Source organism: Pseudomonas sp. DWP3-1-3b3 (assembly GCF_049896305.1).
GTDB lineage: Bacteria > Pseudomonadota > Gammaproteobacteria > Pseudomonadales > Pseudomonadaceae > Aquipseudomonas > Aquipseudomonas azotoformans_A.
In genome coordinates this window covers 384,288-406,060 of record NZ_JAFCUA010000003.1, presented here as the reverse complement: position 1 = coordinate 406,060, position 21,773 = coordinate 384,288, and the positions used below count along the sequence as shown (strand labels likewise).

Below are 21,773 nucleotides of genomic sequence, written 5' to 3'. Positions count from 1 at the left end.
AACGGCGTACCTTACGATGGTAGCGATTCACAGAACCGCTCAGCCAGTGGACAATGTCGCAAAAGCCCCCCTCACAGGAGCCCCAGAATGTCCGTTCCAAAGACGATGTTTCAACTCAGCGGTCGTGGTTACGCAGCAGCGAACCTCAGCCATGCGACCCTCGTGATCATCGACGCCCAGAAGGAATACCTCAACGGCCCCCTCGCCCTCTCGGGCATGGACGCGGCCGTCGGCAACATCAAGCAACTTGTGTCCGCCGCCCGCAACGCCGGGCGTCCGATTGTACATGTGCGTCACCTGGGCACCGTGGGTGGCCTGTTCGACCCACAGGGCGAGCGTGGCGAATTCATTCCAGGGCTTGAGCCTGAAGGCGACGAAACCATCATCGGCAAGCTGCTGCCCAGCGCCTTCCATGGCACCGGCCTGGAAAAACACTTGCAGGACCTCGGTTCCCTGGACCTGATCGTCTGCGGTTTCATGAGCCACTCCAGCGTCAGCACCACCGTGCGCGCCGCCAAGAACCTGGGCTTTCGCTGCACCTTGGTGGAAGACGCCTGCGCCACACGTGACCTGCCTTACAAAGGCGGCATCCTCAGCGCCGAGCACGTGCAGCAGACCGAAATGGCCATCATGGCCGACAATTTCGCCACCCTGGCGTTGACCAAAGATCTGATCTGATCAACCTTCTGATGAGCGGCGCGGCCTGTTTACGGCCCCGCTCATCCGCAAAGCCCTCTCATTTGGCGCATTTACCCCTCCCCCCGGAACAACCTGTGTATTGTCCGGTCGAAGGGCCGATACCCTGGAGGAAAGGTCGGAATGAAGATATCCGATGGTTTTGACGCTCGTCGCTTGCGCCCCAAGGGCCCGAGCAACTGGCGTCTGCGCCTGGTGGCCGGCATTGCCGCGTTGCTGGCGATAGTTGGTGTGCTGTTGGCCGGCGCTGGTGGCGCCGGTTTGTTGGGTCACTCGCCGGCCCTCGGCGAACTGAATGCCAGCCCTGGCGGCTCGGCGATTCTGTTGGTGATCGGGCTGCTGGTGCTGTGGTTGGGCGTATGGTTATGGCGGCGCAGCCGTCGGAAAATGCGTCAGCCGTTGTCGCTGAATATCGCTTCACACCTGATGAAAAAGCACGACTGATGGCGCTTGGATAGCGTTTCCTGCGCCCTGGCCGCCGCGATTTAGGTAAACTGCCCGCCCTTCGCGGAGGCCAACATGCAAGACGACGATTTTTCCCTGTTCAAAAACGAGCTGCGCGGCGTCAAGCCGATCAAGCACGACCGCGCCGACACCGGCAAACCCAAGGCCGACCGCGCGCAGATCGCCAAGCTGCGCCAGGCCGCGACCGTGCGCACTGACGCCACCACCGTGGACGGCCTGTCGGACCAGTTCGTGATCGATGTCGGCCCTGAAGACGAGCTGATGTGGGCCCGCGATGGCGTGCAGGAAAGCCAGATGCGCAAGCTCAAGGCCGGCCAGATCCCGTTCGAGGGCAGTCTCGACCTGCATGGCATGAACGTGGAAAAAGCCCGGGAAACCCTGTGGGCCTTCCTGGCCGAAGCCACCAAGTTCGAAATCCGCTGCGTGCGCGTCACCCACGGCAAGGCCGTGCGGTTGGACGGCAAGCGCCCGATGATCAAGAGCCACGTCAACACCTGGCTGCGCCAGCACGCCCAGGTCCTCGGCTTTACCTCATGCCAGGCCCGCCACGGCGGCGCGGGGGCGGTGTATGTGATGCTCAAGCGTACGATGATGGAAGGGCGCGACGAGTAACAACTGCCATCGTCAGGCTTGCAGCGATGTGCCCGCCACCGTAACCTTGCGCTTTGCGAAAATCCCACAGGTAGTTTCATGTCCCTGGAACAGAATTACACCGCGATCCTCGGCCAACTCGGCGAGGACGTTTCCCGCGAGGGCCTGCTCGACACGCCAAAGCGTGCCGCCAAGGCGATGCAGTACCTCTGCCGCGGCTATGAGCAGACTCTGGAAGAAGTCACCAACGGTGCCTTGTTCAGCTCCGACAACAGCGAAATGGTGCTGGTCAAGGACATCGAGTTGTACTCGCTGTGCGAACACCACCTGCTGCCGTTCATCGGCAAGGCCCACGTCGCTTATATCCCAAGCGGCAAGGTGCTGGGCCTGTCCAAGGTTGCGCGGATTGTCGACATGTACGCCCGCCGCCTGCAGATCCAGGAAAACCTCAGCCGCCAGATCGCCGATGCCGTGATGCAAGTGACCGGCGCCCTGGGCGTGGCCGTGGTGATCGAGGCCAAGCACATGTGCATGATGATGCGCGGTGTGGAAAAGCAGAATTCGTCGATGATCACCTCGGTGATGCTGGGTGAGTTCCGCGAAAACGCGGCCACCCGCAGCGAATTCCTCAGCCTGATCAAGTAACCGGCCGCGGACGAAAAAACCGGCGTTCATCGCCGGTTTTTTTTCGCCTGCAAAATTGAGGTAAGCTGCGGCCCCTTCTTCATGGGCAAGAGGTTTCAGCCATGTTCGTCAAAGCACTTCGAGTGGGCCTCGGCCACGTCATCATCGCGGGCGACTTTCTTACCCGCCCACGCAAAAAGCAGCGCTCCGCCGAGCAACAGGCACAGGTGAATGCAGCGGCCAAGGAGCTGACGCTGTACCAGTTCCACGCTTGCCCATTCTGCGTGAAGACCCGCCGCACCCTGCACCGCCTGAATGTGCCCGTCGCGCTGAAAGATGCGAAGAACAACGAACAGGACCGCCAGACCCTGCTGGAGCAAGGCGGCAAGATCAAGGTGCCGTGCCTGCGTATCGAAGAGAATGGCCAGACCACCTGGATGTACGACTCCAAGGTGATCATTGATTATCTGGACAAGCGTTTCGCTGGGGTTTGACCGCCTACCGCTGAATCGACAGTTCCAGTAGCGCCGAGCCCAGGCACTTGCCATGGGCATCCAGCGCCAGCGAGCGGGTGACGCCACCGCGCAGGATGCCCGGCAACACGAAGTTCAGCGCCTGCACATTCGGCAATTCATAGCGTCGCACAGGCGCTGCGTCGGGCTCACGCAACCCCGCGAAAAACTCGGCCACACGTTCGGCGGTCAATTGCTCGCACAGCAATGGGTAGTCTTCAGCACGATAGGCAATGATCGAAATGTTCGACGTGTCACCCTTATCCCCGGTGCGGGAATGGGCCAGCATCTGCAGCTTCATGCTTGAATCCTCGGGTTGACCACATCACGCGGCAGCAACAACGACGCCACCGCTACCACTTGCCGCACGCTTTTGCTCGCGCCGCCGCCGCCCGACGGGCCGTTGGTGTAGAGGGTTTCCACTTCATTGCCGACGCGCACCGCCTCACCGCGCGCCTCACAGCGAGCCGCCACGCGCAGGCGCACTTCCCAGGGTTCGACCGTGCTACGCGGGCCGTGAAGCGAGTCCATGCCGATCAGTTCGGCACGCACGTCCTGCATCTTTACGCCCATCAACTCAAGGCGCTTGAGGACCACATCCCGCGCCAACTGCGCCCGTGCGACAGCACCGGGGCCACCGTAGGACATCTGCCCCTCTCCAATCCAACCGTCCAGATAGCCGACGCTGACTTTCAGCTGTTCGGGGCGCGCACGACCGTCTGCACCTTGGGTGCGAACGCGATCAACGCCCTCCTCCACAAACCCCACGTGGGAAAAATCCGCCGTCACGTCAGGGGTGAGATAAGCCTCCGGGTCGTGCACTTCATAGATCAGCTGTTCAGTGCAGGTCGCACGGCTGACCCGCCCGCCGGACCCAACCACCTTGGTAATCACCGCCTCACCGTCCGCCGTGATCTCGGCCAAGGGGAAACCCAGACGCGCCAAGTCCTCCACATCCTTGAAACCCGGATCGGCGAAATAGCCGCCGCTGACTTGCCCGGCGCATTCAAGCAGATGCCCCACCAGCGTGCCACGCCCCAAACGCTGCCAATCGTCCGCCGCCCAGCCGAATTCAAACATCTGTGGCGCGAGGAACAGCGAAGGGTCGGCCACGCGCCCGGTGATCACCACGTCCGCATCCGCGTGCAACGCCTGCAGAATGCCGTCGACACCCAAGTAGGCATTCGCGGAAATCAGCCGTTCGCCCAAGGCACCGACCGTCTGGCCGTTATCCAGCAGAAAGTCAGGCTTCAACACCTCCAACACGTCATCGCCGACCACCGCGACGACCTTGAGCGCAAGGCCCAGTTCACGCGCAATTCGCCGCACTTCATTGGCCGCCGACACCGGATTGGCCGCCCCCATATTGGTGATCACCCGCAGGCGACGACGCCCGGCCGTTACGCCCACAAACGGCAGCACGCGACGCATGCGCTCACTCAGCAGCGGGTCGTAACCGCCCTCTGGATCGCTGATGCGTGCCTGTTGCGCCAAAGCAATCGTGCGTTCGGCCAGGCATTCGAACACCAGGTAATCCAGGTCGCCCTGCTCGGCCAGTTCCACGGCAGGTTCGATACGGTCGCCGGAATAGCCGGCGCCGGAACCGATGCGCAAGGTTTTCATCTCAAATAACTCCCAGGAGCAACGCGGTCAGGGTCATCAACACCGACGCGGCAAACAGAAACGGAATGGTGAAGCGCTGGTGATCGGCCAGTTCGATCTTGCACAGGCCCACCAGCAGGAAGGTCGCGGGGGTCAGCGGGCTGACCGGGAAGCCGGTGGTGTGCACACCCAGCAACGAGGCCTGGGCCACTTGCAGCGGGTCGACGCCCAGGGCCTTGCCGACTTCGGCGATCACCGGCATCACGCCGAAATAGTAGGAATCCGGGTCAAACAACATGCTCAATGGCATGGAGATAAAGCCCACCACCGCCGGGATCAACTTGCCGTGGCCGGCTGGAATCTGCGCCACCGCCACCTCGGCAATCGCCTTGAGCATGCCGGTGCCCTGCATGATGCCGGTGAACACCCCGGCGGCGAGCAGGATGCTGGCCATGGTCAGGGCGGTCTTGGCATGGGCGTCGATGCGGGCGCGCTGAGCGTCGACGTTCGGGTAGTTGATGCACAGCGCCACCACGGTGCCGAGCATGAACATCACCACGGGGTCGACCCAACCGGCAATCATCACCACCATCACCAGTACGGTCAGGATCAGGTTGACCCAGAACAGGCGCGGGCGACGCAGCTTGATGTCATCGTCACTCAGTACCCGCTGTGGCACGGCGTCCACTGTCGAACCGGCGCCGAGGCCCAGGCGTTTTTCTTCGCGACGGCCAAGCCACCAGGCGCAGGCAAAAACGAAGACCAGGCCGACGATCTGCACCGGGATCAGCGGTTGGAACAGGTCTGCCACCGGCACGTGCAGAGCCGCCGACGAGCGCAATACGGGCCCGGTCCACGGCAGAAAGTTGACCCCGGCTGCCATCGCGCAGACACAGGCCAGAATGCGTTTATCGATGCCCAGCCGTGTATACAGCGGCAGCATCGCCGGCACTGTCACCAGAAAGGTCACCGCGCCGGAGCCGTCCAAATGCACAAGCAGCGCCAGGGTCGCGGTACCTACGACAATGCGTGTAGGGCGCGTGCCGACCGTGCGCAGGATGCGATCGATGATGGGATCGAGCATGCCGGCATCGGTCATGATCCCGAAAAACAGGATCGCAAACACAAACATCCCCACCACGGGGGCGACGTTCTTGATACCGGTGATGATGAAGGCGCTGGTTTGCAGGCCGAACCCGCCGAGCAACGCGGCGATGATCGGCAAGGCGATCAGGGCCACCAACGGCGAGAGGCGTTTGCTCATGACGGCAGCGAGCAGGCACAGGATGGTGATGACACCCAGGGTAGCGAGCATGGGTTACTCCAGAGCGGCCTTGGTGGCCGGTTATTGTTTTCCCTGGAGTATTGGAAGCGGGTTAGTCTTTGTAAATTGGAATATTCACCCGCTAGTGTTCGGAAAAACAAAATGAAGAACAGTATCCAACACATTCAGGCGTTCCTGGCAGTGGCTCGCACGGGCAGCTTCACCAAGGCTGCCAATGAGCTGCATCTGTCACCTTCGGCGCTGACGGTGCAGGTGCAGCAACTGGAAGACTGGCTTGGCGTCGCCCTGCTCGACCGCAGCCCGCGCCACGTCAGCCTCACCGCCGCCGGCCAGGACGCGCGCGGCCCCATGGAAAAACTGCTGCTGGACCTGGACAACATCGTCACCGGCTCCCGCGACCTTGCCGCCCTGCGCCGGGGCGTGGTCACCATCGCCGCCCTGCCCTCGGTGTGCGCCGGCAGTTTGCCGCCGGTTCTACGCTTGTTTCGCGAGCGCTTTGCCGGAATCGAGGTACGTCTGCATGACCTGGTGGCCCACCGTATTCATGCCCAGGTGCGTTCCGGCGAGGTGGATTTCGGTATCGGCGTGCGCGCGCGGCTCAGCCATGGCCTGGAATTCGTGCCGGTGTTGAATGATCGCCTGTGTGCGTTTGTACCGGTGGATCATCCGCTCACCCGCCATCGCCAACTGACCCTGGAGCAATTGGCCGACCAGCCGATCATCCTTACCGGGCGCGACAGCAGCGTGCGCGAACAAGTGGATGCGCTGTTCGATGAGACACGCCTGACAATGAACGCCGGGATGGAGGCCAACTACATGTCGACGGTATTGGCCCTGGTGCGCCAGGGGCTGGGAATCAGTGTGCTGCCGGAGTCGGCGGCGGACAGTTTGGAGGGATTGAAGCGCATCAACATCGATCATCCCGGCGTGAACCGGGAGATCGGTTTGATCAGTCGCAGTGGGATGGGCTTGAGCCCGGCAGCGCAGCGGTGTTTCGAGTTATTGAGCAACGAATTGCGCGGCTGATCAATCCAGCATCGCCACATGCTTGGGATGGCTGGCAACACGCTTCAACCATGCCTGCACACCCGGATAAGCCTCTAACTCAAAACCACCCTCATTCGCCACATGGGTGTAGGCATACAAGGCCACATCGGCGATGGAGAACTGATCACCCACCAGGTACGGCGTGAGCTGCAATTGGCGCTCCATGACCTTGAGCGCTTTGTAGCCGCCCTTGTGCAGCTTCTTGTATTCCTCCAGGCGATCCTCGGGCAGCCCCAGGTAAAACTGGATAAACCGCGCCACCGCAATGTACGGCTCGTGGCTGTACTGCTCGAAGAACTGCCATTGCAGCACTTGGGTGCGCAGGCGCGGCTCGGACGGCAGGAATTCACTGCCATCGGCCAGGAAGTTGAGAATCGCGTTGGACTCCCACAGGCAGGTGCCGTCTTCCAGTTCCAGCACGGGGATCTTGCCGTTGGGGTTCTTCGCCAGGAATTCGGCGGTCTGGGTGTCACCCTTGAGGATGTCCACATCGATCCATTGATACGGGATGCCCAGCAGGCTGAGCATCAATTTGATCTTGTAGCAGTTGCCCGACTTGTAATCGCCATAAACCTTGTACATGGGGCTCCCCTTATGCCGCTTGCGCGTGCTGTGCTTGACGGACCACCGCGGCCAGGCGCTTGAGACCTTCGTCGAGGCGGGCCGGGTCGATATGGCTGAAATTGAGGCGCAACGAACCGTGATGCTGGTCCGGCTCGGAAAAGAACGGTTCACCGGGCATGAACGCGACGTTCTGTTCCAGCGCTTGCGCCAACAAGGTGCGGGTGTCGAGTGGCTGTTTCAAGGTCAGCCAGAAGAATAATCCACCTTGGGGCACTTGCCAGTCGGCCAGATCGGCGAAATGACACTGTAGCGCCGCCTGGAATGCATCGCGGCGCTGGCGGTAAAAACTGCGCAGTTCCACCAGATGCTGTTGGTATTTTTCGCTGCCGATCCACTGCATTGCCTGCCATTGGCCCACACGGTTGGTGTGCAGGTCAGCCGATTGCTTGAGCTTGAGCAGGTGCGGGAACAGGTCCGGGCTGGCGATCAGGTAGCCGACGCGCAGGCCGGGCAACAGGGTCTTGGACACGGTGCCGGTGTAGATCCAACTGGCCTTCTTCAGGCGCCCGGCGATGGGTTTGGCACTGCCGCCGTCGAAGGTCAGTTCGCGGTAGGGTTCGTCTTCGATCAGGGTCACGCCGAACTCATCGAGCAACGCGGCGACGGCTTCGCGCTTGGCTTCGCTGTAGCGCACGGCCGACGGGTTCTGGAAGGTCGGGATCAGGTAGATGAACGCCGGACGATGGCGTTCGAGGCTGGCGCGCAACGCGCTCAGGTTCGGGCCGTCGGCCTCCAGTTGTACGGTAAGACAATCGGCGCCGAACAGTTGGAAGATCTGCAACGCGGCCAGGTAAGTCGGGCCTTCCAGCAGAATCTGCGTGCCTTTGTCGATGTACAGCTTGGCCGCCAGGTCCAGGGTTTGCTGGGAGCCGCTGACCACCAGTACCTGGCTGGCCTGGCACGGCACGCCGAGTGCGCGGGCTTCGGCGGCGAGTAACTCACGCAACTGTGGCTCGCCTTCGCTCATGCCGTATTGGCCGATGTTGAGGGGCATGTCGTCCCAGTTCAGCGCGGGCAACATGGCTTCGGCCGGCAGGCCACCGGCAAACGACATCACTTCCGGGCGCTGGGCTGCCGCGAGGATTTCACGGATCAAGGAGCTTTTGAGGCGCGTAACACGTTCAGAGAAGGCCATAAGGTCACCGGTAGCGAAGCCTGTGGAAAATACGTCAAACTGGTTGACCGAAATTACGACAACTCACACGGATACGTCAATATGCTTGACCTTAAAAATCCCACCGCTCAGCAAGAAGCGATGGAAGCGTTCTTCTTCGGCTACCAGGCGTTTACCGCCAAGGCCGATGAAATGCTTGAGCGCCGCGGCCTGAGCCGGGTGCATCAGCGCATTGTGTTTTTTATCGCGCGCTACCCGACCTTGAGCGTGAAGGAACTGCTGGAATTGCTCGGCGTGAGTAAGCAAGCCCTGAACATTCCTCTGCGGCAATTGCAGGAAATGCACCTGGTGATCAGCGTTGCCTCCGAGACCGACAAGCGCAAACGCCTGCTCGAATTGACTGAGGAAGGCCTGCGTTTCGAACAGTCGTTGCGCCGTGAACAGGTAAAACTGTTGCAACGTGCGTTCAGCGAGGCCGGCGAAGAAGCGGTCGCCGGATGGCTGGCGGTCAATCAGGCATTGAGCGCGAACTAGCCCTTCGCAGCGCTATTCGAAAACATTATTTGCTTTATTTGTATACAAAAGCATAATTCGCCTCGTGCGAGTTCCTGACCTATTGGTCAACAAAACCCGCCAGTACCTCAAAGCGCTGTTGCCCACATCCGTGACCGGCGCTGGAAATAACAATAAAACTCTTGAGGAGTACTCGCTGTGGATAGCCGCAAATCCGAAGCCCCTACGCTGGACATCGCCCCGCCTAATAACAGTTGGCTAGAACGCCTGTTCAAGCTCAGCTTGCATGGCACCACAGTGAAGACCGAGCTGATCGCCGGCCTCACCACCTTTATCACCATGGCCTACATCATCTTCGTCAACCCCAACATCATGGCCGACGCCGGCATTGACCATGGCGCGGCATTTGTCGCCACCTGCATCGCTGCCGCGCTGGGTTGCCTGCTGATGGGCTTGTATGCCAACTGGCCAGTGGGCCTGGCGCCGGGCATGGGCTTGAACGCGTTTTTCACCTATACGGTGGTCGGCACCATGGGCTACACCTGGGAAACCGCGCTGGGTGCGGTGTTTATCTCTGGCGTGCTGTTCATGGGCCTGACCCTTTCCCGCGTGCGCGAATGGCTGCTCAACAGCATCCCCGTGAGCCTGCGCCATGCCATGGGCGCGGGCGTGGGTCTGTTCCTCGGGGTGATCGGCCTGAAAACCGCCGGGATCATCGTCGAGAGCCCAGCCACGTTGATCAAGCTCGGTTCGCTGCATGAACCCGCGCCACTGCTGGCGGCGGTGTGCTTCTTGCTGATCGCCATCCTCAGCTACCACCGCGTGTTCGGTGCGATCCTGATCAGCATCATCGCTGTCACCTTGGCTGGCTGGGGCCTGGACTTGGTGCATTACAACGGCATGGTGTCTACACCGCCAAGCCTGGCGCCCACCTGGATGGCCATGGATATCAAAGGTGTATTCAATGTCAGCATGATTAGCGTGGTATTCGCATTTCTTTTTGTACACATGTTTGACACCGCAGGTACACTGATGGGCGTCGCGCAACGGGCCGGGCTGGTCAATGCCGATGGCAAGATCGACAACCTGTCCCGCGCATTGAAGGCCGACAGCGCCTCCAGCGTGTTTGGTGCAATGGTCGGTGTGCCACCAGTGACCAGCTATGTGGAAAGCGCTGCCGGCGTGGCCGCTGGCGGGCGCACGGGGCTCACTGCCGTGACCGTGGGTGTGCTGTTTGTGGCGGCGATGTTTTTTGCCCCGCTGGCAGGGATGATTCCGGCGTATGCCACTGCGGGCGCGCTGATTTATGTCGCGATGCTGATGATGGCAAGCATGGCCCATATCAATTGGGACGAAGCCACCGACAGCATTCCGGCGATCGTCACGGCGATCATGATGCCGCTGACCTTCTCGGTTGCCGACGGTATCGCCCTGGGCTTTATCACTTACGTGGCGCTCAAGGCCGGCACCGGCAAGTACCGCGAGATTTCCGTCAGCCTGTGGGTGCTGTGCGCGATCTTTATCGCCAAATTCATATTTCTATAAAGGAGTAACGGATGAACCTGGAAACCTGGCTACTGTTTAGCGGCGCTGCATTGGTGGTGATCCTGATCCCGGGCCCCCTGTCATTGCTGATGATCAGCAACAGTCTCAACTACGGCCTGCGCCGCTCGTATCCAGCGTTTCTTGGTGGGGTGTTTGCCTCGATCTGCCTGTTGAGCGCCTCGGCCCTGGGCCTGGGCGCGCTGCTGCTGGCTTCGGAGCAATTGTTCAATGCCTTGAAGATCGTCGGCGCGGCGTACCTGTTCTACCTCGCGTGGCAGAGCTGGCAGCAATCACGGCAACCGGCCAAGGCGGCAGAGGTGCCCTACAGCGCACCAGTTCCGCGCTTTGGTGCACTGTTTGGCCGGGCGTTTGTACTGGGCGCCAGCAACCCCAAGGACATCCTGTTTTTTGCCGCTTTCCTGCCGCAATTCCTCCACAGCGACCGGGCATTCTTGCCGCAGTTGCTGATCATGATTGCTACGTGGACGGCCCTCGATCTGCTGTGCAAACTGTTCTACGGCCTGAGTGCCCACGGGGCTGCGCGTTACCTGCGTAGCGGCAAGGGCCAAAGCTGGTTCAACCGCGTGAGTGCAGCGCTGTTCAGTGGCGCGGGTGTGCTCTCGCTGATAAACCTCAGGGCGTCAATTTGATGAAATAGACGCTTGGCGGCACATCCCCCGCAACCGGCCATTGGATGCCCGCCAGGATCCGGCCCAAGCGTTGCTCCTGCAGCGCTATGTGGATCTCGGCGGATACAGTCGCCGTCATGTAACGCCAGTCTGCCGCGGCAATCCAGTCATCCGTCAATCGACTGCCTAAACGCAGGTGCCCCTTGTCAAACCAAGCATAGGAAAGGTAGTACACCTGGCCTGGCGAACCGGGGTGCGTCGCGATTCCCTCTTGTGAGACCGTAGCGCGACGTATGATCCGGAACTCCCGTACAGTAAACCCTTGTTCCTCCAGCACTCCTTTGACGGCTGCACGCTGGACGGTATCTCTTTGTCCAGCAACCGCCTTGCCACCGCGATGGAGCACTCGATCCAGCGGGAACGGTAGAGCGAAGTCAACGCGATACATGCCAGGCGATGCGCCTTGATAACTGATAAATGTACTGTTCTCCCCCCGCCTGGAAGGTCGCAACAGCCTCAGCAAATCATCCGTCTGCCCAGGCCTGGCGGGAGGTGGGGGCAACCATTCGTCCAGCGTTGCTCGCAGATTGAGCAAATGCGTCGCCGTCGCAGGACGCTGCGGCCCCGCCAACTCAACGATCCTTGCGACAACGAACTCCCGGGTTTTGGGGGTCATGGTTGGAAAGGCCTGACCCACGTAGTCCGGTAGCGGTCGATCAAACAGTGGCGCATGCAATCGCCATTCACCCAGGGGTGAACGTGTTGCTGGTATAGGCTGCTCACCTAGCGCCGTGCGGGTCCAACGATCTATATCCACATGGGCGAAAGAAACCAACGGCTCATTCTTCGTGATAAAGACGATGCGGTTCAAAGGCGCTTGAGGGCCTTGGGGCAACAACCTGTAATATGCACTCAATGGCCCGCCCAGGCTGGTGTTCGGGGGCGCGACGCGCAGGACATTGAAGTCAAACCCACGGCCATTGACAGGGACACGAAATACACCGGGCGCCGGTGAGCTCAATTGGGGCGTAATCGGAATATGCATACGCCAATCCGGCCACTGGGGAGTCGTCGCGACGGACTGGAGAATCCGGCTTTCCGTCGCTGTGCGGACAATCGGCGGCCACCAGTCAGACGACGGCTCCACCGGTGCATGCCAAGGAAGGAGGGGTTGCGAACTGGGCCCCGGTTGAGGTGCATCGGCGTCCAGCGACCATTCGCGGTTTTCCCGGATATAGAGCAGCAGTTCTCCCTCGGCCTCGCCACCCGGACTCTTTACTCGCAACGCCGACTCATCGCCACGTCGATACACGGGATAGCGGTGCTCGCCGTCAACCAAAAACAGCTCGCCGTTTTTTACATACACGCCCTTCTCTCCCAGCCCTTGCAGCGGTAAGGCGCCTTCGGTGGAAAGGGGCTTGCTGAGGCGCTCCAACACCTTGACCGGGCGCGGCGCCGGCGGCAGTGACAAGTGGCTGCCCCGTCGATGCAGCTGGTTCAACCCACTGCGCACGCCTGCGGTCTTGGACGTTTTGGGCCCCGGTACGAGTAAGGTCAGCAGGTCGATGAACACCATCAACGTCAGGAATGCCACATCCACCGCGTCCTCGGGGCGCTGGCTGTGGTGGTAGCGCTTGGAGGCCAGAAACAGTTCATACAGCCCGATCGCCGTGCCAAGCAGTGGCACAAAAGACAGAATGCCACGCAACGAGGCGTTCCATTGATCGCCAAGGCGCTGTTCACGGTAACGCGCCAGCGTTGCACTGGACGTGGCGCGGGCATGGGCGCGTTGTTGGATTTCGAGCATGTGGGTGTGGGCGAGCAGTGCCTGGATATCGCTATGGGCGGTCAGGACAAAATCCAGCCAAGCGGTGGGCGCAGCGTCGATTTGCTCGTTGATAATCGCCTCGATGGCCTGCACATTTGCAACAGGCATCGTGTGTTTTATTTTGAATTCGCGAATAAGTCGTTTAATCGTCTCGACCACCGCGAGTACGTTGTCGTGGCGTCCAACCATGGGCACGAACCTGATCAAGCGCTTTAACGATACGGACGAGGCTCCGCGTCCGAAATAGCTGGCCAGCGCCTCACGCTCCCAACCGGGCGCCACTCTGTGCGCTAGCTCCTTGATACCGCCAGGCATGGCATTCAATTGATGCAATGCCGTCCTCGCCCGCTCCCACGTGCTGAACTCGGCCAGCACCGGAAAAACCGTCGCAGACGGCCAATACACCAGACACAGCAGGTTGAGCTGGTCGATGATCACCAGCACACCGGCGACATGCCGATCATGTTGCATCGTGTAGCCGCGCAGGCGCACAAAGGACAGGCTGATCTGGTGGCCGTTTTTGTACAGGTCGGCAGGTAAACGGGCCGACAATGCCGTGTTGAACAAACTTTGGCCTGCCGCCGAGAGACCCTGCCGCGTGGCCGAATACAGCTGCATGCTAGCCAGGTGCTGCGTAGCCCGGTCAATCAACGGCCGGGAAAGCCCGGTGGGCGCCGGACTGAATGCACGCTGGATCAACGCGTCGTATTGACCGCCAATGTCCAGTGCCGACAATGTCTTGATCAAATAGCGCGGATTCAATCGCTCTTTCAACTCCGGCTGCAGGTAGCGCGCCCGGTTCAAGCGCCATTGCGTCCAGGGCGCCTGGGCGTCGAGGTTATGCAGGGCCAGTTCCAACAGGCTAAAGGTGGTGCGTTCGGAGCTGACGATCTTTTTGACGTGACGATCACCCACCACGCATTGACTGGAAAACCAGCCGCAATATTGAGAGCCGACATCATCGGGCATATTCAACAGCGGCTTATCCACATCCAGTTCCGGATAGAACCCATCCTGTGTCAGTTGCTGCACCAACAGCCCCCGGGCAAACCCATGCAACGACGGCAGGATTTGCCATAGACGGCTTTCCTGCGCCAGCGCGCTGGATACATAGCGGCGCTGCAAGCGCTGGTAGGGTTTACGCTGGTCCGCCGTGGCCGCGGCAAGCCACGCCGGTTGGCTTTTCCCCTGCTCGGCGGCGAACCGCATGAACGCCACATTGGCCAGGGCAAGCGTGCGGCTCTGATTAATCGGTACGCTCAAATGCTCGCGTAGCTCTTGCGCCAAGAGCGTTCGCCCCAAGGAAGCATCACTGACTTCACTGAATAACCGGCCAGGCTCATCCAGGCGTTTGTGCAGTCGGGCATGGTGCTCAACCTGCGTCTTGAAATCTTCATACAACACATCGTGGTCCACAGCGCTGTAGCCCACGTGCACCGACTTGGCCAGGCTAAAGCGTGCGGCAGAACGTACATCGCGGCCGATGCAACGCCACAACACCGAACTGTCACGGCTACCTAAGCTTGCGCGCAGCCCTTGGGACAAACGTTCCAGCTGCTCGAATACCGCCAGCCCGCCCAACTCGCCGCCCACCACCAAGACGACCGGCTGGCGCAGATTAGGCTCGGCCAGGGCACGGACAGTGGTGACCACAAATACGCTCATCAGGCGGTAGGCATTGTCTGGATGGTTGCCCACTGATACCTGCAACACCCGCGTGTCACTGTTGCCGCGCTGCGTCGCCAAGGGTGTGTTGATGACTTCCAGCAATCGGTCCAAGTGCACTTGCTTGATCAACCCAAGCCGGTGCTCAAGCTGCGCCGCCAGTCGCCAGGCCCGGCGCTGGGCGTTCAAGATCAGCGATGCGCGCTTAGAGCCACCGTCGGGACGCTCAAGCCAGAAGCTCGCGTCGAATAACCTAGCGTCTGCTGACTGAAGCCATTGGTTCACGGTCTCAACTTGGGTCTGGTGGTCTTTTTCAAGGGCCAGGAACGCTGGGTAGGCATCGCTGTGCTGGCGCAAATCTTTGTCCATCCACAGCGCCAGCAATGCGTTTTCATAGCGGCGCAGCTGCCGGTCGCCCCCCTTGCGCGGCAGGTCAGGGGACTGGCTCCCCAATACAATCTCGTGCTGGCGCCGCTGCCGGTCCCACTCCAGCAAGGCATCCAGACTCTTTCCGAACGGCAGGCCACGGCTCATGCGCTTGCGGCCCTTTTCGATAAACCCCAGCAACCGCGAGGCCCTGCGACTCGGCAGCGGGGTTCCCGACGCTGACGGCGCGGTGTAATCGAGCGACAACACCGCCCCCCATTCATTCTTCCATTGCTCGTCGAGCAAGGCTTGCGCACTGTGCGCCAGGGCGTCCTCCTGCACCATCACACCCGGCTGCAGCGGGATGTTCGCCTGACGCTTGAGCGGCAGGTAGTGCCAGGACTCACTCAGCAACGACCTCTGCACCCGTTCAGGCAAGTCCTGCTGTGCCTGACGCCAGGAACGAAACTCATGAAACGCACACAGCAACCCCGGCAGGTAAATAACCTGGGGCCCGTCCGCCGCCCCCGTTCGGTAAATGTGCAACGCTCCGGGAATCACCAGCGCACCGACGCTGGCATGGGGCCAGGCCAGCGTCCCCACTTGCACCGTGGCCCAGGCGCCGCCCGCACGCTGCCGCGCTTCGGCGCTGGGGGCGTCCACCAGCTGCTTGACCATCGCGTAGCCAGCTGGGGAGAGTTGAAACACCTGGTGGGCGAGAAAAGCCTGGTCGGCAAACGCGGTCTTGCGCAATTCAGCCCAGCGCTCCCGACGTGAGCGCCAGGAGCCAGGGGCAAGATGCTCCCAGTAACCTTTCATGGCGGCGTTGATCCTGGCTGGCAGATTGAGCTTGCTGACACGGGACAGCGCCTCCCAGGCATTGAAGGGCAATGCGCGCTCGGGATCACCGGCAAGGCTCAGTGCCGTGAAGTGATGGAGGTTGATCGGCACACCGGGGTCACGAAACAGCGCCAGGGTTCGATCCATCAGGTTGTCGACCTGGCGCGCGGGCTGCGGCGGTAGCGGCTCGCGAAACAGCAGGGTGTCCGGGTCCAGGGCAAACGCTTCGCGCAAGGCGTGGCGGATCACCGAGAGGATGCGCGGCGCCCGCCCAGCCAGTTCACCCAACTGTTTTGTGGTGTGTAGATTGCGCGCCTGGGTGGCATGCCATTGATTGATCGTGCGACTGGGCCGGGGCGCGCTATTCAAGCGCCACGCCAACCGCGTGCGAATCGCCGCCAGGCATTCGTCCTGGGTAATGTCAGGGTCGTCGAAATCAAAGGGCGCAGGATCGGATGTTTCGGTGCTCATGGCGGCGTCTTCACGGCTGAAAAAACCGAGCCTAGGTACTCACCGCTTTATCGGTGCGTTACATAAGTGCCAGACGAAAAAAAGCCCGCAGTGTGGGCGGGCGAAAAACCAACGAAGAGCTTTGGGGGTGTGAAGCGAGGTGACGCTAGCTACCGCGATAGGTGGAGTAGCTGTAGGGCGAAATCAGGAGCGGGACATGGTAGTGATCCTGTTCGGCGCTGATGCCAAAGCGCAATACCACCACATCCAGGAAGGCCGGCTCGGGCAGTTGCACGCCACGGGCGCGGTAGTAGTCACCGGCGCTGAATTGCAACTGGTACACACCACTGCGGTAATCATCGCCTTGCAACAAGGGCGCGTCGCAGCGGCCGTCGCTGTTGGTCAGCGTAGTGGCAACCAGCTCAAGCTGCGCGCCTTCGACGCGGTACAGCTCAACCTTGATCGCGCTGCCGGGGCAGCCATGTGCGGCATCCAAAACGTGTGTGGTCAAACGTCCCATGGCGTCTACGCGCCTCCCGTAGTCAGTAGAAGAGTGATCCGCACTTTTTCAGGGCAGCGAAAAAGCCGGCGATGGCTGATTAAGACACTTTTTAAAAAAATTGTACACAATAAAAATCACAAACCTTTGGATCCGCCTACCGCCATAGCTCAGCAGGGCAATTGACCCGTTATCCTTGCTTTTAAAAGACCTTTTGTCCATTAGCTGACCAACCAGGCAAGTTTCTTGCTACACCATTCATCTAGAGCCCTGCAGAAAAAATGCAGAAATGTAGGCTTACAAAGTGCGCGATAAGTTGTATACAATCACTCATCGCTAACACGACGAACAAGAAGGAAGACTGCAGTGAGCGCTGACTACCCACGCGACCTGATCGGTTACGGCAGTAACCCTCCTCACCCCCACTGGCCGGGCAAGGCGCGCATTGCGCTGTCTTTCGTACTCAACTACGAAGAAGGTGGCGAGCGCAATATCCTGCACGGCGACAAAGAGTCCGAAGCCTTCCTCTCGGAAATGGTCTCGGCCCAGCCGCTGCAAGGCGCACGCAACATGAGCATGGAGTCGCTGTACGAATACGGCAGCCGTGCCGGCGTGTGGCGCATCCTCAAGCTGTTTAAAGAATTCGATATCCCGCTGACCATCTTCGCCGTGGCCATGGCCGCCCAGCGTCACCCGGATGTGATCCGTGCAATGGTCGAGGCTGGCCATGAGATCTGCAGTCACGGCTACCGCTGGATCGACTATCAGTACATGGACGAGGCCCAGGAGCGTGAGCACATGCTCGAAGCCATCCGCATCCTCACCGAGCTGACCGGCGAGCGCCCACTGGGCTGGTACACCGGCCGCACCGGCCCGAATACGCGGCGCTTGGTGATGGAGGAAGGCGGTTTCCTCTACGACTGCGACACCTACGACGACGACCTGCCCTACTGGGAACCCAACAATCCCACCGGCAAGCCGCATTTGGTGATCCCCTACACCCTGGACACCAACGATATGCGCTTCACCCAGGTGCAGGGTTTCAACAAGGGCGATGACTTTTTCGAGTACCTCAAGGACGCGTTCGACGTGCTCTACGCCGAAGGCGCTGAGGCGCCGAAGATGCTCTCCATCGGCCTGCACTGCCGCCTGATCGGCCGCCCGGCACGCCTGGCGTCGTTGAAGCGTTTTATCGAATACGTCAAAGGTCACGAACAGGTGTGGTTCACTCGCCGAGTGGACATTGCCCGTCACTGGCATGACACCCACCCTTTCAAGGGAGCCGCCAAATGACTGCGTTCCAGACCCTGAAACCCTCGACCCTGAGCCGCGATGAATTCGTCGCAGCCTTCGCCGATATCTACGAACATTCGCCATGGGTGGCCGAAAAGGCCTTCGACCTGGGCCAGGATCCCTCGATTGATGAAATCGAAACCCTGCACCAGCGTATGAGCGACATCCTGTTGAGCGCCGATCATGCCAGCCAGCTGGCCCTGATCAACGCTCACCCGGACCTGGCCGGCAAAGCTGCCGTCCAGGGCCAACTCACCCAAGCCAGCACTGATGAACAGGCTGGCGCGGGGATTCACCAATGCACGGCCGAAGAGTTTTCTCGCTTCACCGAGCTGAACGATGCCTACAAGGCCAAGTTCAAGTTTCCCTTCATCATGGCGGTAAAAGGCAGCAACCGGCACCAGATCCTGGCCGCGTTCGAAACGCGCATCCACAACTCGGTGGACACCGAGTTCAAGTGTGCACTGGCCGAGATCAACAAGATCGCGTTGTTCCGATTACTGACCCTCTAAACGACCATCCCCAGCCACTCTCTCTAAGGCAGACAAGAAGAATGAAAGCTTACGCCGTACCTTTCGAAAAGTTCGTCAACCTGGCCGACGCCCGCCTGGGCACCAAGATTCTTTCGGTGACCGATGACTGGTTCGCCGACGCCAACCGCCTGTTCCAGCCGACCCCGGCCGTGTGGAAGGAGGGCGTTTTCGATGACAACGGCAAGTGGATGGACGGCTGGGAGTCGCGCCGCAAGCGCTTCGAAGGCTACGACAGCGCTGTGATCCGCCTGGGTGTGCCGGGCAGCATCAAAGGCGTGGACATCGACACTTCATTCTTCACCGGCAACTTCCCGCCGTCGGCTTCCCTGGAAGCTTGCTTCCTGGCTTCGGGCGAGCCGGATGACAACACCCAGTGGGTGGAAGTGCTGTCGGCCGTCGAGCTGCAAGGCAACAGCCACCACTACCACGAGATCAACAACGACCAGGCATTCAGCCACCTGCGTTTCAACATCTACCCGGATGGCGGCGTGGCCCGTCTGCGTGTGTACGGCGTGCCGTTCCGCGACTGGTCCTCGGTGGGCGACAACGAACAGGTCGATCTGGCGGCTGCACTCAACGGTGGTCGCGCCCTGGCCTGCTCCGATGAACACTTCGGCCGCATGAGCAACATCCTCAACCCTGGCCGTGGCATCAACATGGGCGACGGCTGGGAAACCGCGCGTCGTCGTACACCAGGCAATGACTGGGTGATCGTCGCGCTCGGCCATCCGGGCGAGATCGAGAAGATCATCGTCGACACCCTGCACTTCAAGGGCAACTACCCGGACACCTGCTCGATCCAGGGCGCTTTCGTGAAAGGCGGCACCGACAGCCAGATCGAAACCCAATCGCTGTTCTGGCGCGAACTGCTGCCGGCGCAGAAGCTGGAAATGCACGCTGAGCACACGTTTGCCGAGCAGATCAAGGCGCTGGGCCCGATTACCCACATCCGCTTGAATGTGTTCCCGGATGGTGGTGTGAGCCGCCTGCGGGTCCTGGGCAAGGTCGCCAAGTAAGCGGTGAACCCAATCGCGGGCAAGCCCGCTCCCACAGTTTGATTTGTGAATACATTCAAGTGTGGGAGCTGGCTTGCCTGCGATGGCGGCAGAACAAACAACACAAAATTCGGATAAGAAGACAGCCATGCGCACACTCGTGATCGAACCCCTGACCAAAGAAGCCTTCGCCCCTTTCGGAGACGTTATCGAAACCGATGGCAGCGATCACTTCATGATCAACAACGGGTCGACCATGCGCTTCCACAAACTGGCCACGGTGGAAACCGCTACGCCTGAGGACAACGCCATCATCAGCATCTTCCGCGCCGACGCGCAGGACATGCCGCTGACCGTGTGCATGCTGGAACGACACCCGCTGGGCAGCCAGGCTTTCATTCCGCTGCTCGGCAACCCCTTTCTGATCGTGGTCGCGCCACTTGGCGATGAACCTGTATCGGGCTTGGTCCGCGCCTTCGTCACCAACGGCAGGCAGGGCATTAATTACCATCGCGGCGTCTGGCACCACCCGGTGCTGACGATCGAAAAGCGGGATGACTTCCTGGTGGTTGATCGCAGTGGCACAGGCAATAACTGCGATGAGCATTTTTTCAAAGAGGATGAGCGGTTGATCCTCGCCCCCCACCAATAAGAGAAGGTCTGATCACCCGACAACAAGGGTGACAGGCGAGAGGTAAAGACTGTGGAAGCACATTTGATGGAATGGCTGAACCTGAGCGTGCGCTGGGTTCACATGATCACGGGCGTCGCGTGGATCGGCGCTTCTTTCTACTTTGTCTGGCTGGAAAACAACCTCAATCGCGTCAACCCCAAGAGCGGCCTGGCCGGTGACTTGTGGGCGATCCACGGTGGCGGTATCTACCACCTGGAAAAATACAAACTGGCCCCGCCGACCATGCCGGACAACCTGCATTGGTTCAAATGGGAAGCCTATTTCACCTGGATGTCGGGCATTGCGCTGCTGTGCGTGGTGTTCTACTGGAACCCGACCTTGTACCTGCTGGCTCCGGGCAGCAGCCTCAGTGGTCCGGAAGGCGTGTTGCTGGGCATTGGCTCACTGTTCGCTGGCTGGTTCATCTACTCCTTCCTCTGCGACTCGGCCCTGGGCAAGCGCCCTGCGCTGCTCGGTTTCATCCTGTTCGTGCTGTTGATTGCCGCCGCGTACGGCTTCAGCAAAGTGTTCAGTGGCCGTGGCGCCTACCTGCACGTGGGTGCGGTGATCGGCACTATCATGGTCGGTAACGTGTTCCGCATCATCATGCCGGCGCAACGTGCGTTGGTGGCGGCAATCGCGGAGAACCGCACGCCGGACCCGGCACTGCCGGCCAAGGGCTTGCTGCGTTCGCGCCATAACAACTACTTCACCTTGCCGGTGCTGTTCATCATGATCAGCAACCACTTCCCGAGCACCTACGGCAGCCAATACAACTGGCTGATCCTGGCCGGTATCGCGGTGGCGGCGGTGTTGGTACGGCATTATTTCAACACCCGTCACAACAGCCAGAAGTATGCGTGGACCTTGCCGGTGGGCGCGTTGGCGATGATTTGCCTGGCGTACGTCACCGGACCAAAACCGGTGTCGACCGCTCCGGAAGTGGCCAAGGCGCCTGCCGCCATCGAGTACCAGCCATTGCCGGAAACGGCGTTGGGCGGTGGCTTGAAACCTGCTGCGCCTGCCGCACCCGCGGCACCTGCGGCTGAACCGGCACCGGCCCAGGCCACTACGGATTTCGGCCAGGTGCACAGCGTGATCGAGCAGCGTTGCACCGTGTGCCATTCGGCCAAGCCCACCAGCCCGCTGTTCAGCACCGCGCCTGCCGGGGTGATGTTTGATACACCGGCCCAGATCCAGCAACAGGCCGCTCGTATTCAAGCGCAGGCCGTGGCGAGCCAGATCATGCCGTTGGGCAACATCACCCAGATGACCCAGCAGGAACGGGATCTGATTGGCACCTGGATCAATCAGGGAGCCCGTACTAACTAACGATGTCCTGTAGTGAGCGGGCTTGCCCCGCGCTGGGTGGCGAAGCCGCCCC

General features: G+C 60.6%; 21 protein-coding genes. 14 read left to right on the top strand and 7 right to left on the bottom strand.

Going from position 1 to position 21,773, the window contains the following annotated elements:
• The first annotated feature begins 87 nt into the window (after positions 1 to 87).
• The 5 genes from ACP7BX_RS11835 to ACP7BX_RS11815 all read left to right on the top strand — a co-directional run bounded on the left by ACP7BX_RS11835 (position 88) and on the right by ACP7BX_RS11815 (position 2,870).
• Positions 88 to 678 carry a cysteine hydrolase family protein gene (locus ACP7BX_RS11835; RefSeq protein ID WP_016976373.1) on the top strand — a complete coding sequence of 197 codons (591 nt, stop codon included), beginning with the start codon at positions 88 to 90 and terminating at the stop codon, positions 676 to 678.
• Between the two features lie 141 nt (positions 679 to 819).
• Entirely contained in the window at positions 820 to 1,140 is a 321-nt protein-coding gene (locus tag ACP7BX_RS11830) for a hypothetical protein (protein WP_033900878.1), read from the top strand.
• A gap of 75 nt (positions 1,141 to 1,215) precedes the next feature.
• A complete protein-coding gene (locus tag ACP7BX_RS11825; protein WP_016976371.1) occupies positions 1,216 to 1,773 on the top strand; it encodes a Smr/MutS family protein in 558 nt (185 codons plus the stop codon).
• Positions 1,774 to 1,851: 78 nt separating this feature from the next.
• Positions 1,852 to 2,397 (top strand): GTP cyclohydrolase I FolE, encoded by a 546-nt coding sequence (folE, locus tag ACP7BX_RS11820; protein ID WP_003442011.1) that lies wholly within the window; start codon positions 1,852 to 1,854, stop codon positions 2,395 to 2,397.
• A 101-nt stretch (positions 2,398 to 2,498) separates the two neighbouring features.
• Positions 2,499 to 2,870: a glutathione S-transferase N-terminal domain-containing protein gene (locus ACP7BX_RS11815; protein WP_016976368.1), complete on the top strand. Its 372-nt coding sequence runs from the start codon at positions 2,499 to 2,501 to the stop codon at positions 2,868 to 2,870.
• 4 nt (positions 2,871 to 2,874) lie between these two features.
• On the opposite strand, the gene ACP7BX_RS11810 is transcribed toward ACP7BX_RS11815, so the two are convergent.
• Genes ACP7BX_RS11810 through ACP7BX_RS11800 form a run of 3 tightly spaced genes read right to left on the bottom strand, consistent with a single transcriptional unit; the run spans position 2,875 to position 5,805 of the window.
• Positions 2,875 to 3,189 carry an AtuA-related protein gene (locus tag ACP7BX_RS11810; RefSeq protein WP_426126584.1) on the bottom strand — a complete coding sequence of 105 codons (315 nt, stop codon included), beginning with the start codon at positions 3,187 to 3,189 and terminating at the stop codon, positions 2,875 to 2,877.
• On the bottom strand, positions 3,186 to 4,511 hold the full coding sequence (locus tag ACP7BX_RS11805; RefSeq protein ID WP_426126582.1) for an acyclic terpene utilization AtuA family protein: 1,326 nt from the start codon (positions 4,509 to 4,511) through the stop codon (positions 3,186 to 3,188). The genes ACP7BX_RS11810 and ACP7BX_RS11805 overlap by 4 nt, the downstream gene beginning before the upstream one ends.
• Position 4,512: 1 nt before the next feature.
• A complete protein-coding gene (locus tag ACP7BX_RS11800; RefSeq protein ID WP_033900869.1) occupies positions 4,513 to 5,805 on the bottom strand; it encodes a CitMHS family transporter in 1,293 nt (430 codons plus the stop codon).
• Between the two features lie 111 nt (positions 5,806 to 5,916).
• Between ACP7BX_RS11800 and ACP7BX_RS11795 the strand changes: the two genes are divergently transcribed.
• Positions 5,917 to 6,801: a LysR family transcriptional regulator gene (locus ACP7BX_RS11795; RefSeq protein WP_033900868.1), complete on the top strand. Its 885-nt coding sequence runs from the start codon at positions 5,917 to 5,919 to the stop codon at positions 6,799 to 6,801.
• Here the strand turns inward: ACP7BX_RS11795 and ACP7BX_RS11790 are convergent, their stop codons facing one another.
• Entirely contained in the window at positions 6,802 to 7,404 is a 603-nt protein-coding gene (locus ACP7BX_RS11790) for a glutathione S-transferase family protein (protein ID WP_016976364.1), read from the bottom strand. It lies immediately after the preceding gene.
• A gap of 10 nt (positions 7,405 to 7,414) precedes the next feature.
• On the bottom strand, positions 7,415 to 8,581 hold the full coding sequence (locus ACP7BX_RS11785) for a PLP-dependent aminotransferase family protein (RefSeq protein WP_426126579.1): 1,167 nt from the start codon (positions 8,579 to 8,581) through the stop codon (positions 7,415 to 7,417).
• An 81-nt stretch (positions 8,582 to 8,662) separates the two neighbouring features.
• Between ACP7BX_RS11785 and ACP7BX_RS11780 the strand changes: the two genes are divergently transcribed.
• The 3 genes from ACP7BX_RS11780 to ACP7BX_RS11770 all read left to right on the top strand — a co-directional run bounded on the left by ACP7BX_RS11780 (position 8,663) and on the right by ACP7BX_RS11770 (position 11,268).
• Positions 8,663 to 9,094 carry a MarR family winged helix-turn-helix transcriptional regulator gene (locus ACP7BX_RS11780; RefSeq protein WP_426126577.1) on the top strand — a complete coding sequence of 144 codons (432 nt, stop codon included), beginning with the start codon at positions 8,663 to 8,665 and terminating at the stop codon, positions 9,092 to 9,094.
• Positions 9,095 to 9,271: 177 nt separating this feature from the next.
• A complete protein-coding gene (locus ACP7BX_RS11775) occupies positions 9,272 to 10,618 on the top strand; it encodes an NCS2 family permease (RefSeq protein WP_033900865.1) in 1,347 nt (448 codons plus the stop codon).
• Positions 10,619 to 10,629: 11 nt separating this feature from the next.
• On the top strand, positions 10,630 to 11,268 hold the full coding sequence (locus ACP7BX_RS11770) for a LysE family translocator (protein ID WP_426126575.1): 639 nt from the start codon (positions 10,630 to 10,632) through the stop codon (positions 11,266 to 11,268).
• On the opposite strand, the gene ACP7BX_RS11765 is transcribed toward ACP7BX_RS11770, so the two are convergent.
• Together ACP7BX_RS11765 and uraH are read right to left on the bottom strand one after the other, a co-directional pair.
• Complete coding sequence (locus ACP7BX_RS11765; RefSeq protein ID WP_426126573.1) at positions 11,252 to 16,417, bottom strand: dermonecrotic toxin domain-containing protein; 5,166 nt, start codon at positions 16,415 to 16,417, stop codon at positions 11,252 to 11,254. The genes ACP7BX_RS11770 and ACP7BX_RS11765 overlap by 17 nt on opposite strands.
• A 145-nt stretch (positions 16,418 to 16,562) precedes the next feature.
• Positions 16,563 to 16,916 (bottom strand): hydroxyisourate hydrolase, encoded by a 354-nt coding sequence (uraH, locus tag ACP7BX_RS11760; protein WP_038847464.1) that lies wholly within the window; start codon positions 16,914 to 16,916, stop codon positions 16,563 to 16,565.
• Between the two features lie 345 nt (positions 16,917 to 17,261).
• Between uraH and puuE the strand changes: the two genes are divergently transcribed.
• The 5 genes from puuE to ACP7BX_RS11735 all read left to right on the top strand — a co-directional run bounded on the left by puuE (position 17,262) and on the right by ACP7BX_RS11735 (position 21,721).
• Positions 17,262 to 18,188 carry an allantoinase PuuE gene (puuE, locus tag ACP7BX_RS11755; RefSeq protein WP_016976357.1) on the top strand — a complete coding sequence of 309 codons (927 nt, stop codon included), beginning with the start codon at positions 17,262 to 17,264 and terminating at the stop codon, positions 18,186 to 18,188.
• Complete coding sequence (gene uraD, locus ACP7BX_RS11750) at positions 18,185 to 18,700, top strand: 2-oxo-4-hydroxy-4-carboxy-5-ureidoimidazoline decarboxylase (RefSeq protein ID WP_038847466.1); 516 nt, start codon at positions 18,185 to 18,187, stop codon at positions 18,698 to 18,700. Before puuE ends, uraD begins: the two co-directional genes overlap by 4 nt.
• Positions 18,701 to 18,741: 41 nt before the next feature.
• Positions 18,742 to 19,737, top strand: a complete 996-nt coding sequence (gene alc / locus ACP7BX_RS11745; RefSeq protein ID WP_426126570.1) for an allantoicase — start codon at positions 18,742 to 18,744, stop codon at positions 19,735 to 19,737.
• Between the two features lie 127 nt (positions 19,738 to 19,864).
• A complete protein-coding gene (locus tag ACP7BX_RS11740; protein WP_017137849.1) occupies positions 19,865 to 20,368 on the top strand; it encodes an ureidoglycolate lyase in 504 nt (167 codons plus the stop codon).
• Between the two features lie 51 nt (positions 20,369 to 20,419).
• Positions 20,420 to 21,721, top strand: a complete 1,302-nt coding sequence (locus ACP7BX_RS11735) for a urate hydroxylase PuuD (RefSeq protein ID WP_038847470.1) — start codon at positions 20,420 to 20,422, stop codon at positions 21,719 to 21,721.
• Positions 21,722 to 21,773: the final 52 nt, after the last annotated feature.